The organism is Neptunomonas japonica JAMM 1380 (assembly GCF_016592555.1).
Lineage (GTDB): Bacteria > Pseudomonadota > Gammaproteobacteria > Pseudomonadales > Balneatricaceae > Neptunomonas > Neptunomonas japonica_A.
In genome coordinates, this window is the sequence record NZ_AP014546.1 from 2,526,288 (window position 1) to 2,540,514 (window position 14,227).

General features: G+C 43.9%; 5 protein-coding genes. 3 read left to right on the top strand and 2 right to left on the bottom strand.

The features are described from left to right. Positions 1 to 102 precede the first annotated feature (102 nt). On the bottom strand, positions 103 to 2,310 hold the full coding sequence (locus NEJAP_RS11895; RefSeq protein ID WP_201347446.1) for a methyl-accepting chemotaxis protein: 2,208 nt from the start codon (positions 2,308 to 2,310) through the stop codon (positions 103 to 105). 20 nt (positions 2,311 to 2,330) lie between these two features. Next, entirely contained in the window at positions 2,331 to 3,878 is a 1,548-nt protein-coding gene (locus tag NEJAP_RS11900; RefSeq protein ID WP_201347447.1) for an SEL1-like repeat protein, read from the bottom strand. Between the two features lie 270 nt (positions 3,879 to 4,148). Between NEJAP_RS11900 and NEJAP_RS11905 the strand changes: the two genes are divergently transcribed. From NEJAP_RS11905 to NEJAP_RS11915, 3 genes are read left to right on the top strand one after another with little or no spacing between them, the layout of a single operon-like run. Beyond that, on the top strand, positions 4,149 to 11,630 hold the full coding sequence (locus tag NEJAP_RS11905; protein WP_201347448.1) for a type I polyketide synthase: 7,482 nt from the start codon (positions 4,149 to 4,151) through the stop codon (positions 11,628 to 11,630). Then, positions 11,627 to 12,949: an aminotransferase class I/II-fold pyridoxal phosphate-dependent enzyme gene (locus NEJAP_RS11910; protein ID WP_419197823.1), complete on the top strand. Its 1,323-nt coding sequence runs from the start codon at positions 11,627 to 11,629 to the stop codon at positions 12,947 to 12,949. Before NEJAP_RS11905 ends, NEJAP_RS11910 begins: the two co-directional genes overlap by 4 nt. Positions 12,950 to 12,970: 21 nt before the next feature. Continuing rightward, the gene (locus NEJAP_RS11915; protein ID WP_201347449.1) at positions 12,971 to 14,221 is read left to right on the top strand and encodes a capsule biosynthesis protein; all 1,251 of its coding nucleotides are present in this window, start codon (positions 12,971 to 12,973) and stop codon (positions 14,219 to 14,221) included. Positions 14,222 to 14,227 lie beyond the last annotated feature (6 nt).

Consider the following 14,227-nt stretch of genomic DNA (forward strand, 5'->3'; position numbering starts at 1 on the left):
AGTAATCGTACAGATTGACCAGTTAACCGCGTAATACATAAAAAGGAGCCTATAAGGCTCCTTTCTCATTTAACAAGTACAAAACTTAACTCACGCTACAAGCTACTCTTGTAAGTAACTTAATCGTTCAGATTGATACTTCATCGATTCGGCTGAGTCTGACAAATACTCTACCAAGGTTCCATTTTGATGTACTAAAGAGTTCATATTACTAACCGACCCTTTTAGCTGCTCGACGCCTTCTAGCTGCGCCGATAAAGAACGACTAAACTCATCATTTTCTGCAACAGAGAATATTGATAACAGTTCAAGAACAGAGGAGTTCCACGCATTTGCATTTTCAATACCACTATCCACATGCGCAACATTGCTATTAACATAAGATTTAATATCGGCTGCGGCTTTAGCAGCACGCATCGCTTGAACTCTCACTTCTGATGCAACTACCGCAAAGCTTTTTCCTTGCTCTCCTGCTCGCGCAGCTTCAACAGCGGCATTTAACGCTAGCAAGTTTGCTTGGAATGCTACCTGCTCCACCATGTCGACCGCATCAGTAATGTTTACATTAGACTTATCCATTTGCTGATATGACTCAACAAGCCGCTCTATGAATTGCCCTGCCTGCTGCGCCTTAAACTCAGCCTGGTTAACTCCATTATTAAGCGAAAGCGCAGACTTTTTAACTTTTTGAGTCAGGGCTAATAACTTTTCAGCTTCAAAACATACTGGACCAACCAATCTAGACTGCTGCTGAGCGTTCTCTTGCAACTCCCGAGAAACCTTAAAAACACCCTGAATATTAAAAGCAGCCCATTTAGAAAACTCTTTTTTCTCTATAACCAGCATATTTAAGTGAGCAGACAACCCCCTGATACTCTCAGAAAGGTCACCAAATCTGCCAGGCAGATCAATGTCAGAATCTTCATCTGTACGCCCCTCAACAAGCGAGCATAAAGAACCTTCTGACCCATCCACGGCTAAAGTGACAACTTCCATAAGCTCATTTAAGTCACGACTCACATGACCAAGAAATGAGCTTGGAGCAAGTTTTTTTAAAGAATCAATGGAGATACGTTTAGATAAGTCACCTTTAGCGGCAGACGCCACCAGTAACTTTATTTGCTGCTCAACTTTAAATTCATGCGTAACGTCTTGCCACTCAATCAAGAAGCCAGACGAGTTTTCCACGTCATCGATTAAGGTAACAACTAACGTCATCATACGATTAGCAACAGGAATACGCGCTCGCATACGATGAGATAAACGTGCTAACACGTCTACACGTTTTTCGGGGTTACGACGAAAGAGATCTAGTCGCTTGCCTACCAAATTAACAGAATCAAGATCACCAAACTCTGCGACGAAAGCCTTGCGCTGATTTTGAAAAAGCTGCATCAATGAGCTATTCGCATACAAGATGGTAAAGCGCTCATCTGTCAACATAACACAAGCGTGCGAAACATCGAGCGCTTGCCGAACAAACACTAAAGACTGCAACTCGCGCTGTAAATCATCTACTTTCTCGTCACTGTGTGATATTAGGTCATCAATAGCGCCATAAACCTTAGCGATGCTTTTGTTGATAACTCTATTAGGTTTTGCCAGCTGAACAGGGACTAGGCTCTCTTTTAGATCAGCGACCAAAGACGATACGGAGTCACCGAGTTGATTAACAGGCCTAACCCAGTGCTTCCAATAAAACAAACCACAGCGCACAAGAAGCAATATAAAAACAACACCAAAAACGATGCCTGTCCAAACATGAACACGAGCGGCAAGTGCCGACTCTGTAAGGCTCTTTTCAGCACTTAACCGTAAGCGCTTAGCGATCGTACTTACTTTTGCATTCATTGCGTTAGCAGTAACAGCAAACTGGCCAGAAAAAAGAACAGCAACTTCTGGTCCTCCATCAATATAGGACCTAGCCATCTGCAAACCCACTCGATAAAACTCATGAAAAGTAGGTAATAAAGCATCATATATAAACGCTTGTTCGCTATCTTGCATGCGCATCTTTTGAACCGCAATACGAAAATCAAGAGCTGTCTCAGCAGCCGTATTTAAACGTGCATCCCAACTAGGAGAACTTTTAATCGATCGAAAATCGGCTAGGTTATATTGAATCTTAACAACGGACAGCTCTAAAACTTTAACTAACGATGCCAACTTTATTTCGCGTTCTTTTATGTTGATAGAGCGCTGGGCCATATCATTGCTTTGATAAACAAGCACAGCAGCCATAGACAGCATGACTATAGCTATCAGGAGGGTTGAGGTTTTTTGTATTGAGTGTACAACGCTGCCACCCATAAAATCTCCAGGGAAACAGCTTAAGGGCTTATTTTATAACTACGACGTAAATCACCAAAGGTTCTGATCCAATAACCTGCCTTTTGAACCGCATCCGGCAATGTTTTAGCTATTTTTTTACTGGTTCGGTTATTTGGGTAGTTACCATACAACAATATGTAGCGGTATTGACCATCCTGCAATGCATGGATGTAATATGAATTATCATCCAAATTATGTTTTTTAATGAATTTCACAATTCCACTAAGCTGGCTGGCTTGCACAAGCTGAATAGCGTAACGCATATCCGGCTGCTTATTAACCCATTCAGAACCACGCGCCAAGCTTGTAATATCTGCTTCAAATGCTTTTGAAGCAGCTTTATGACCAGTAGGCCGCACCACATCAACGACGCTTGGTTTATTCGCCTCTGAAGGTTTTTTCACTACAACAACTGGCTGAGCTGGTGCATTTTTTTGGCTCACTGTCTCATTAACAGTTGCACTAAGAGCTTCACCCTGTTCTTTATTTACTGCTATTACTAACTGGTCTCCTAGCTCTTTGTGTAAAGAAGACTCTTTGCTACTTAAACCCCTTCCATTTTCTGTCACTATTTTATCTGGAACAACCTTATGCTCAGCAACGGGCTTATTTAACGCAATAATGTTCGCTTTTGTTGGAACAGCCGTCACTATAGCCTCAGTAACAACAGATGGCTTAACTATTACTGGATGAGCAAAAGCAACATCTTCCTGCTGCTCTTGCTGTACGGGAACAGAGCTTGCTTCTGAGGTAATAACAGTCACTTCGTTACCACCAGCCGTTGACGAATCAGTATTAAAATTAGGTAACGATGGCAAGATGGCCAAGAAGCTCTGCAATAAACTGTTACTTTTTTGTGACTCTTCTTTAAGCGCAGGTGGCTGCTTAATGAGAGCGACCGACTCAACAGAAGGCACCGGTTCTGGCGATTTAAACACTCCAGACGCTTGTTTAATCTGTATACGGGTTAAGAGTTCTTTACTTTTATCAAATCCAGCGGCGACCCCAAGCTCAGATAACTCTTGAGCTTTACGATAGTTCTGGGGCACTCCCATTCCATAATAATAGAGCTCTGCTAGGCGGTGATTCGCATATAAATTACCGCCTGCAGCAGCTCGTTTAAAGAGGACAGCACTACGAATAGCATCAGCATCGACCAACAAAATCCCTAATGCTAACTCAGCATCGTGGCTGCCATTATTAGCGGCATTGTTCAGCCAGTACATTCCTTTGCTAACGTCTCTTTTAATACCTTTGCCTTCTAATAAAAGCAAAGCCGTCTTGAGCTGCGCGTCGGCATTTTTTTGCATTGCCCCATTACAGTACCATTCAAATGCCTGATTAATATCTCTATTAACCCCTTCGCCTTGCTCGTAATTTTTACCTAATCGTAAACTAGCTACGGGACCAACAGAACTGACTATTTTAAAAGCACCATCGGCTCGACAAGTTTGAGATTTAGATTGATAAGAGGCTGCTGACACATGAGTGGTGCACGCAAAAAGCGTACTAAGCAAAATAAGACTCGTTTTGAAAGTTGACTGCACTACGCTCTATTCCATTTCCAGTCGAATGCTCGGATAAAAATACTTATTCTTCAATCCTACAGGGAGTAGATTTACATGGCTACATCCATAGAACAAAAGGGCATAAGTAGTTCCTGATATTACTAGTTAAGGACAGATTATAGCTAAACACAACTTACTATAAGAATCTGTTCTTAAAAAACAAAAAAACCAACGTGAAATTCCTGTAATATTGTAGGCTTTTACGTACAATTACGATCAGATTTTTTCACTGAGGATAGAGCTTAAGTTATGGAAAAACGTATTGCTATTATTGGCGCATCATTTAGGTTTCCTAGCTCCCCTGATAACTCTATCTGGAATAATCTTATAGGTAACAAAGACCTCGTTACGCACGTAGAAGAAGGTCGTTGGTCTTTTGATGCTTATCAGCACCCCGACAAGAAACACCCCGGTACCAGTTATACGTTTGCAGCAGGCTCAATAGGTGACGTATCTGGCTTTGATGCCAGTTTTTTTGGAATATCTCCTCGCGAAGCATCTTTAATAGACCCCCAGCAAAGAGTCTTACTTGAACTGGCGTGGGAAGCGATTGAAAGTACTGGGCATTCCCCTTCAAGCATAAGAGGGAGCGATTGCGGTGTTTTTATAGGGATTTCTGGCTCTGATTACGCATACCGCTTTGCAGAAGATCTAACCATTGGTGACTCCTCTATTTCTACGGGTAACACAACAAGCATCGCTGCAAATCGTATATCCTATTTACTCGACCTACATGGCCCGAGTTTATCTATTGATACTGCTTGCTCCTCCTCAATGGTTGCTTTTCACCAGGCATGTCAGGCCATTCGTGCGGGAGAAATTGAACAAGCATTAACCGGCGGCATCTCCCTCCACTTGCACCCTTATGGTTTTATTGCTTTCTCGAAAGCCACCATGCTTTCACCTACGGGGCGTTGCCAAGTTTTTGATGAAGCCGCTGATGGTTATGTTCGCTCTGAGGGAGGCGGATTGTTCTTCCTTAAAGATTATGATGCAGCGCTAAGAGATGGCGATGACATTATGGCGGTAGTTGCTGGCTCTGGTGTTAATACTGACGGCTACAAATCGGGGTTAACACTACCTAATCCCGATGCTCAAGCAAGCTTAATGGCGAAAACCTATGAAAATGCGGGTATTTCAGCAGAGCAAATAGATTACCTTGAAGCACATGGTACAGGCACCGCCGTTGGCGACCCTATCGAAACACGTGCGATAAGCCTTGCTTTAGGTGAACAAAGAAGCACCCCATTACCTATCGGCTCGGTAAAAAGTAATCTCGGGCATATGGAAACAGCTTCTGGAGTAGCTGGGCTGGCTAAAGCCCTTTACTCTTTAAAGCATAGACTGGTACCTGCAACGATCAGTATGAAAAATCCCAACCCGAATATCCATTTTGATGAGTGGAATATTCGCGTTGTTACTGAAAACATGCCTTTAGCAAAACAAGGCTTGCTCACTATCGGTGTCAACTCGTTTGGCTTTGGTGGCGCCAATGCACATGTCATACTGCAATCCCCACCACAAACACCTACTACCACTGAGCACCTAATAGAAGCACTAGAGCAGACATCAACGTTACCTTTGATTGTAAGCGCGCGCGACAGTCAGGCGCTTCAAGACTCGATCAAGCAAACAATTGCATTGCTTGAACTAGACGACATCTCTTTTTACGATACTGCCTACCATTATTTTTTCCGTAAAGAGCGGCACTCAATCGCACATGTGACGTGGGCTAGCGATAAACCAAGCGCTTTAAGAAAACTGCGTGCATTGATAACAGAAGAAACACCGCCTTTTTATCTGGACAAACCAAGCTCAGGTATTGCTTTTGTTTATTCGGGCAATGGTTGCCAATGGGAAACCATGGGCCGCACCCTCTTAAGCACCTCTGATACTTTTCGTGTAGCTGTTGAGAAAATCGATGCTATATTCCAACCTCTTGCCGGCTACTCGCTCAGCGACGAACTAGCAGGTATTAATGGAAGAGAACGCTTTGCACAAACCGAGATAGCACAACCCGCACTATTTGCACTTCAGGTAGGTATAACTGAAGTGCTTAGGGAACAGATGATTTTCCCTAAAGCCGTAACCGGACACAGTGTTGGTGAAGTAGCTGCCGCATGGGCAAGCGGAGCACTTTCTCTAGAAGATGCTGTCCATGTTATTTACTATCGTAGTAAGTATCAGGGACTTACTGCTGGTTTAGGAGAAATGACCGCAGCTGGGCTAGATGCCAACACGGCAAGCGCATGGTTAAAAGAGCGCAGCCTTGAAAAAGTTGAGCTAGCAGGCGTTAATAGTTTTAAAGGGATTACTTTAGCGGGTGACCCCGAGCAGCTATCTACCTTCGAAGGTTTATTAAAAGAGCACGATATCTTCTATCGTCGCCTAAACCTTAACTATGCATTTCATAGCTCCGCCATGGACAGTGTTAAATCACAAGTGATTGATAGCCTTACACAGGTTAATGCTAAAACCAGCACACTCCCCTTTTACTCCACTGTCACAGGTGGCCTTCTATCAGGCTCACAATTAAGTGCGAGTTATTGGTGGGATAATATTAGAAAGCCGGTGCAGTTCCAGAACTCAATAGAAGGCCTTATTAACGAAGGCATTACTACTTTTATTGAAGTAGGAGCTCATCCTGTTCTTAAAAGCTATCTAAATGATGCACTAAAAAATACTGATCATGATGGTCTGGTGTTAGGAACTGTCAATAAAAACAATGACTCCCTTGATAACATTGAACGTACATTATCAAGCGTCATCATTAACATGACCGATGAGCAATCAACAGAAATAGCGAAGCTCTTCCCTGTGGCTGGCAAGCTCATCGAGACACCTGCTTACCCATGGCAACGCGAACACTTCTGGCATAAAATCACAGCAGAAGCTAGTGGTATGTTAACGCGCGAGAAGCAACACCCTCTACTTGGGTACCCCACCAAGCAGATAGAAAACACATGGGAGAATACACTCGATACTGGAGCGCACCCTTGGTTAGTCGATCATGCGGTGGGAGATAATATAGTCTTTCCTGGTGCGGGCTTTGCTGAACTGATGTTTGCAGCAATCGATATAACAGCCAAAGCAGAAAAACCCGTCATTGAGCTTGAAGAATTTGAAATCAAGACACCTCTGCTGCTCGATGATAATAGCTGTAAAAAAATACGTGTAGCGCTTCACCCGGATAGCGGGCATATCACCATTAATAGCCGCGAATACGTCAACGGCGAGGCGTGGTCAGAGAACGCAACCGGGCGTTACCTTAAAGCGCCTACAACATTACATTTATCGGACCAAGCGCCTTCACTGCCGACACACAATGCTGATTTCTCTCTTTGTTCTCACCTGGAGCTTAACCGTGCGGCAGGGCTCAACTACGGTCCTGCGTTTCAAGCGATTAGCCATGGCTGGGTAAACAACTCAGACGTTGTCGCTGTATTTGCACCACAGCAACACCCTGAATACATCTTGCATCCAGGGCAGCTCGACTGTGCTTTCCAGCTGATCATCCACTTTTTGAAAGATCAAATAGCAGCCAACCAAGGTATTGCTTATGTGCCAACAAGAATTGGGCGAATATTTGTACGTACAGGTGAGCATAAACTACATATAGCAAAAGCCTCATTACTGAAGCGCTCACCTCATTCAATTACTGCTGAGTTCTCACTATTTGATGAGAATGGTGTTCAAATTGCTGCGCTAAAAGAAGCTCGCTTTAGAGCAGTACGCGTAAACAAGTCGGCAGCTCAGCGGGTAGACTTTCTCGATTACCACTTAACAGCAGCCCCAGCACACACAGTAGGAAACCTTGTACTGCCGAATATTACGGCACAGATTAGCGATACACTAACAGCCGCTTCATTAGCTAAATCACAACAATACACGCAAGAGATAGAACCACTATTTGAAGCACTTGGCTCTGCTTTTGTCTACGAAGCACTGAGTAAGATTGAGCAAGCAAATAATCTCACTCATGCTTATAAAGAACAACTCAGCCTATTGAGCCCTGATGCAGGGCAACTGTTTGCTTATATCATTCATTACGCCCTCGAAAGGGAGATGATAAATGTAACAGAAGAAGCATGGCAGGTTATTCATCAAAGTGCTGATGATACTATTCATGCCGACGTTATTTGGCAGATGATGGCGCGCGACTACCCAGATTACTTTTATATTACACAAACACTGGGACGCTTTGGTTTACACCTAGAAGAGCTACTCAACGCTCAACGCTCATGCGAGCAACTGGGCCTTGATGTAGCAACGTATGGTGAGCTGCTTAAAGCTCGCCAAAACTCACTGATTATCCATGATATAAGCTCACAGCTAGTCCAGCTAATTGAGCAACTGAAAGAACAGCAACCAGGACAACGAGTAAGAATCCTCGAAGCGGGTATTGAGTCTCCTGAGTTTGCTCGCCATCTATGTGCAAAACTCGACTTCACGCGCAGCGACTATACTTTTTGCAGCCTAAATTCAGATGCAATTGATAAAGCAGAACATCTACAAGAAGACTACCCGTTACTCAGAACACAATCTCTGTTAGATATAGATGCTGATAATAGCTTTTATCATCAATTAGTTATTATCAACCTCAATGGAGCATGCCAAAGTGATCTAGGCATCTTCATGCGTCATCTCCAGTTGCTCACAGACAGTAACGCTATGGTTCTATTGATAGCACCAACACCTGCGGACTGGATTGATTTGTTAATGGCAGGCAACGCTCAATGGTGGCCTGAACACAACAGCCAGCAACACAGCGCTAACGAGTGGTTAGAAATTTTTGCAGCGTTTGGCCTGAAAAACTTACAGGTTGTTGAAAGTTACAATAACAGCTCAGTCAGTATTATTTGTGGGCACGCTCCCATAAAAGAGACAGACACAGCAATAAGTACATCAGCAGAAGCACAGTCATGGTTAGTTATACATGACGAAGACTGTGCTCTTGTCGATGAAAGCAAAGCATTCTTGGATTCGCATAGTTCTGCTTTACAACTACAGAACACCTCTACACAAGCCTTAGCAAAAACACTCCCTGCAGCCCTCATATCGACATGGGCGGAGCAAAATACAGCTAACACTGAAAATATTTTGTTCTTATCAGGCTTAAATGAGTGCAGTAGCATTGAGCAGATATCCTCTCGCTGCAAGGCACTAAACATGCTCTTTAATGCAGCACAAAGTGCTGCGCATCCTATGACCTTGTGGGTAATCACGCAGGGCGTTGCCAATACTTATCCATGCGATGATTCAAGCGCTCAGTTTAATAAGTCGATAATGTCAGGTGATGCGGCTCTATGGGGTTTTGCTCGCACACTGATGAACGAAGCAACTCAGGCACATATCCGCCTGATCGACATCCCTTCATTATCTATATCAGCTAGCCAGCTCAATGCTCTACATACTGAATACCTTAACCCGAGTAATGAACACGAGCTTTTCCTCGATGAGCAGGGTTACCGCTACGCTCCTCGTTTAAGAAAAGAGTTAATTGAGCATAATGTCCAAGAACTTCTGACCACAAGACAAAAACAAGACTTCTATCTTGGCTTTGAGCTTCCTGGCCAGTTAAAAAACCTCCACTGGTTTACCAAGCCAACACCCATAATTGGTGAAGAGGATATTCGCGTCGATATCAAGGCAACCGGCCTGAACTTTCGCGATATAATGTACACGCTAGGCCTACTATCTGACGAAGCGATTGAAAATGGTTTTGCGGGCCCCACGTTAGGTTTTGAGTTTGCGGGTGAAGTCACAGAAGTAGGTAGTAGCGTACAAGATTACAAAGCAGGCGACTTAGTCGTCGGCTTTGGCCCTGCCAGCTTCAGCAACTCAGTTGTGACCCAAGCAAGCGCTATTGCGCATATTCCTCAGGGCATTAGCTTTGAAGCAGCAGCCACCATACCAAGCACCTTCTTTACCGTTTATTATGCGATGCATTACTTGGGTCGCGTAGAACCTGGTGAAAAAGTACTCATTCATGGTGCTGCAGGCGGTGTTGGTATAGCGGCGATACAAATTGCTCAATGGCTTGGCGCTGAAATTTATGCCACCGTTGGTTCTGATAGTAAGCGCGACTTCCTTAAAATGATGGGGGTTGAGCATATTTATGATTCTCGTTCCCTAACTTATGCCGAAGAGATTCTTCTGGAAACTGGCGAGCGTGGAGTAGATGTTGTTCTGAACTCGTTAGCAGGAGAAGCGATAAATCAGAACTTTAGAGTATTAAAACCTTTCGGCCGTTTCCTTGAATTAGGTAAACGCGACTTTTATGAAAATACGCAAATAGGTTTGCGCCCGTTTCGTAATAACATCAGCTATTTCGGCATTGATGCCGACCAACTGATGCAAGAAAAGCCCGTGTTAACGCACCGTCTATTTCAAGAGATGATGCAGCTCTTTAAAGATGAAATACTGTTTCCTCTTCCTTATACAAGATTTGATGCGAACCATGTTGTTGATGCATTTAGATTTATGCAACAAGCTAAGCAAATCGGTAAAATTGTTGTTTCCTATGAACAAGAAGTACTAACGAAAGCATCTAATAAAGCGCCTCAAATAAAGCAGCTTAATTTATCTGAAAACGCCAGCTACCTTGTTACCGGTGGCCTGGGAGGCTTTGGCCTAAAAACAGCTCAATGGTTAGTATCCCGAGGGGCAAAAAATCTTGTATTAATTAGCCGCAGTGGCGCCAGTTCAGATGAAGCTAAAAATGCATTAGCTGAATTTAAGCAGCAAGAGATTAACGTCATGGCTGCAGCATGTGACGTCAGTAATCGCGATGCGCTATCTACCTTACTGATAAAAGCTGCTGAAACAATGCCGCCGATTAAAGGCCTCGTTCATGCGGCGGCTGTTATCGAAGATAGCCTAGCCGCCAACTTAAGCAATGAGCAAATCGACCGAGTACTGACGCCAAAAATTGCAGGCGCTAAATGGCTAGACGAGCTAACTGACAACCTCGATCTTGAGTTCTTTGTCCTCTACTCTTCCGCTACCACCTTGCTTGGCAACCCTGGGCAAAGCAGCTATGTGGCCGCCAATCACTGGTTAGAAGCCTTAACTGCAAATAGAATATTACGCGGTAAACCAGCGACCTGCCCTCGCTGGGGAGCCATTGACGATGTAGGCTTCCTTGCTCGTAACGAAAAAATAAAAGACGCCCTACAAAGCCGTATTGGTGGTAAAGCACTTGCTTCAGATATAGCGCTGAATGCACTTGAGCAAATGATTATCAATAATATTGGCAGCATGGGCGTACTAGAATTTGATTGGGGATCACTCAACCGCTTCTTGCCAACATCTGACCAAGCTAAATTCAGAGAAGTATCATTAACTAGTAATGACAACGACAACGAAGATGATAACCGCCTAGAGTTATCTGAATTACTGGCAATGAGTGATGCAGAGCTAACAGACACGATTCTAGCGCTGCTGACTTCAAAGTTGAGCCAAATTCTGATGATCTCGGAAGAGAAACTCGATATCAATCGCTCAATGTACGATATGGGTCTCGACTCATTAATGGGCGTTGAACTGATGTCTGCTATTGAGTCTCTTTTAGGTGTAACCATTTCAGTCATGGCGCTTAGCGAAACACCAACACTGACGAAGCTAAGTGCACGTTTGGTTTCACAGCTACGAGGCGAACACCAAGAAAGTGACGATATGGCTAAACACGTGCTCAGCCAGCACTCGGCAGAGGGAGATAGCCAAGAATGAGCTCTATGAATTTAGCAAAAAGCCTAAAGCAAAAACTCATCCAACAAACACTGGATAAAAAATTAAAGAAAGTAGAGTCTGCAGGCTGGAAGCCTGCCGCTCCAAAAAGCACCAATAATAAGTTAAGTAAGCACACGAGCTTTGAGCAACATCCTGGATACAAGCAACTTCAAATTATTAAAAACAGTGCAAAAACACTCGGTGTACCTAGCCCTTTTTTCAAAGTACATCAAGGCACTGCCGGAGCAACAACACTCATTGATGACAAGAGTGTTATAAACTTTGCCAGTTACAATTACCTTGATTTGTCAGGGCACCCTGATGTTAACCAGGCCGCCATCGATGCAATAACTCAGTATGGTACGTCGGTCTCTGCTAGCCGTATTGTTTCGGGCGAGCGCCCTATTCATCAAGAATTAGAGCACGCTATCGCATCTACATATGAAGTAGAAGATGCGCTTGTTTATGTAAGTGGCCACGCGACCAATGTATCTACTATTGGATATTTATTCGGCCCTAAAGACCTCATCATCCACGATGAATATATTCACAACAGCTCTGTGGTTGGTTCTCAGCTTTCTGGTGCCAAGCGCATCCCTTTTACACATAACAATCTGGATGCATTAGACAAGCTTTTAACAGAACATCGCGGCCAATATGAGCAGGTGCTTATCGTCGTAGAAGGCCTGTACAGCATGGATGGAGATCATCCTGATCTTGCACGCTTGGTTGAAATAAAACGTCAACATCTGGCCTTTTTGATGGTCGATGAAGCTCATTCGTTTGGCGTACTAGGAGAAACAGGAAAAGGGCTACGTGAAGAAGCAGGCATTGCAGGCCAAGATGTCGACATCTGGATGGGCACCTTAAGTAAAACTTTATCCGGCTGTGGAGGCTATATTGCAGGCTCCGCTGCCTTGGTAGAAAACCTTCGTTATCTATCTCCTGGCTTCCTATACAGTGTTGGTTTACCGGCACCAACAGCCGCCGCCGCACTGGCTTCATTACAACTTATTCATAAAGAGCCACAACGGATACAGAAGCTCAGATCAATTTCACAAAGCTTTATTCAACAAGCCAAAGCCTTAGGGCTCAATACCGGTGAGAGTGTTGGCATAGCAATCATCCCTATCATTTTAGGTAGCTCAGTCAAAGCAGCAAATGCATCTGCTGCTATGCTTGAAAAAGGTATTAACGTTCAGCCTATTCTGTACCCTGCGGTACCAGAAAGAAGTGCCCGACTACGTTTCTTTTTATCATGCGAGCACAGCGAAGAACAAATCAAGTACACACTAGACACTTTAAAATCTCTTCTTTAACGCTTAGCGGGCTACTATTCAGTGAAACACAGGACGTTCCTATTTCTTCAAGGCCCAACAAGCCCATTCTTTTCACGCTTAGCCGATAAAATTTTATCATTAGGTGCACAGGTACACCGGATAAACTTCAACGCGGGCGACTTTGTGTATTGGAGGAAAAACAAACCCGCGTGGAATTTTCGAGGGAATGCTTCTGAGCTGCCTGAGTATTTAGAAGACAAACTCAGCACTCATCAGATTACCGATATCATTATGGTAGGCGACACCCGCCCGGTGAACTTTCCCGCAGTATCCCTCGCAAAAAAATATGCTATTCGTTTACATATATTCGAAGAGGGTTACTTTCGGCCTAATTGGCTAACGATGGAAGAAGACGGAATTAATGGCCATTCACGCCTGCCCAAAGACCCAGACTGGTATCGTGAAGTCGGGGAAGATATCCCTTCCTACAAAGATGGGCAGCCCGTTAAAAATCCTACTTTGATGTTAGCGGCTCATGAAATAGGTTATCACTTTCCTAATATCTTAAACCCTGTTTCCTATAAAGGCTATCAGACACATCGCCCACATATTTCTGGTATAGAGCTGGCCGGCTGGGGGTATCGTTTTGCCAAAATGCCTTATTACGAACATCGAGATAAAAAACGAATAGACTCTCTGCTATCTAGCAAAAAGCCCTTCTTTATATTACCTCTTCAGTTAGATAGCGATAGCCAGATTCAACGGCACTCTGCCTATGGAAATATGGCTACAGTCATACAAGAAGTCATGCACTCGTTTGCTCACTGCGCACCCAAAGACTCAATATTACTGATTAAAAACCACCCTTTAGATACCGGATTTACTAATTTTAAGAAGGTCATAGCTCGCTTTGAGAAAGAGATGGGCATTGAAGGCAAAGTGGTCTATTTGGAGAGTGGGCACCTTCCTACTTTATTAAATCATTGTGAAGGGCTTATTACCGTCAACAGTACTGTTGGTAACTCCGCATTAATCCATAACTGTAGAACGCTAGCGCTATCGGACCCAATTTTTAACCTACCAGGTTTGACCGCACAATGTACGCTCGATCAGTTTTGGCATGATATAGATAAGCCAGACGGCAAACTATTTAGACTATTTCGTAATACCGTCATTCATACGACACAAATCAATGGCGGCTTTTACAGTGAGTCGGGTATCGCGCTAGGTGTAGAAGAAGCCATTAAACGCTTAGAGATGCCGGTATGCCCGTTAGAGAAGCTATTAGAACAGCATCCACCTCGCATCTAATACCCC

Coding starts and splice junctions, on each gene's coding strand:
- NEJAP_RS11895 (WP_201347446.1), bottom strand. CDS start 2,310: ATGGGTGGCAGCGTTGTACACTCAATACAAAAAACCTCAACCCTCCTG.
- NEJAP_RS11905 (WP_201347448.1), top strand. CDS start 4,149: ATGGAAAAACGTATTGCTATTATTGGCGCATCATTTAGGTTTCCTAGC.
- NEJAP_RS11910 (WP_419197823.1), top strand. CDS start 11,627: ATGAGCTCTATGAATTTAGCAAAAAGCCTAAAGCAAAAACTCATCCAA.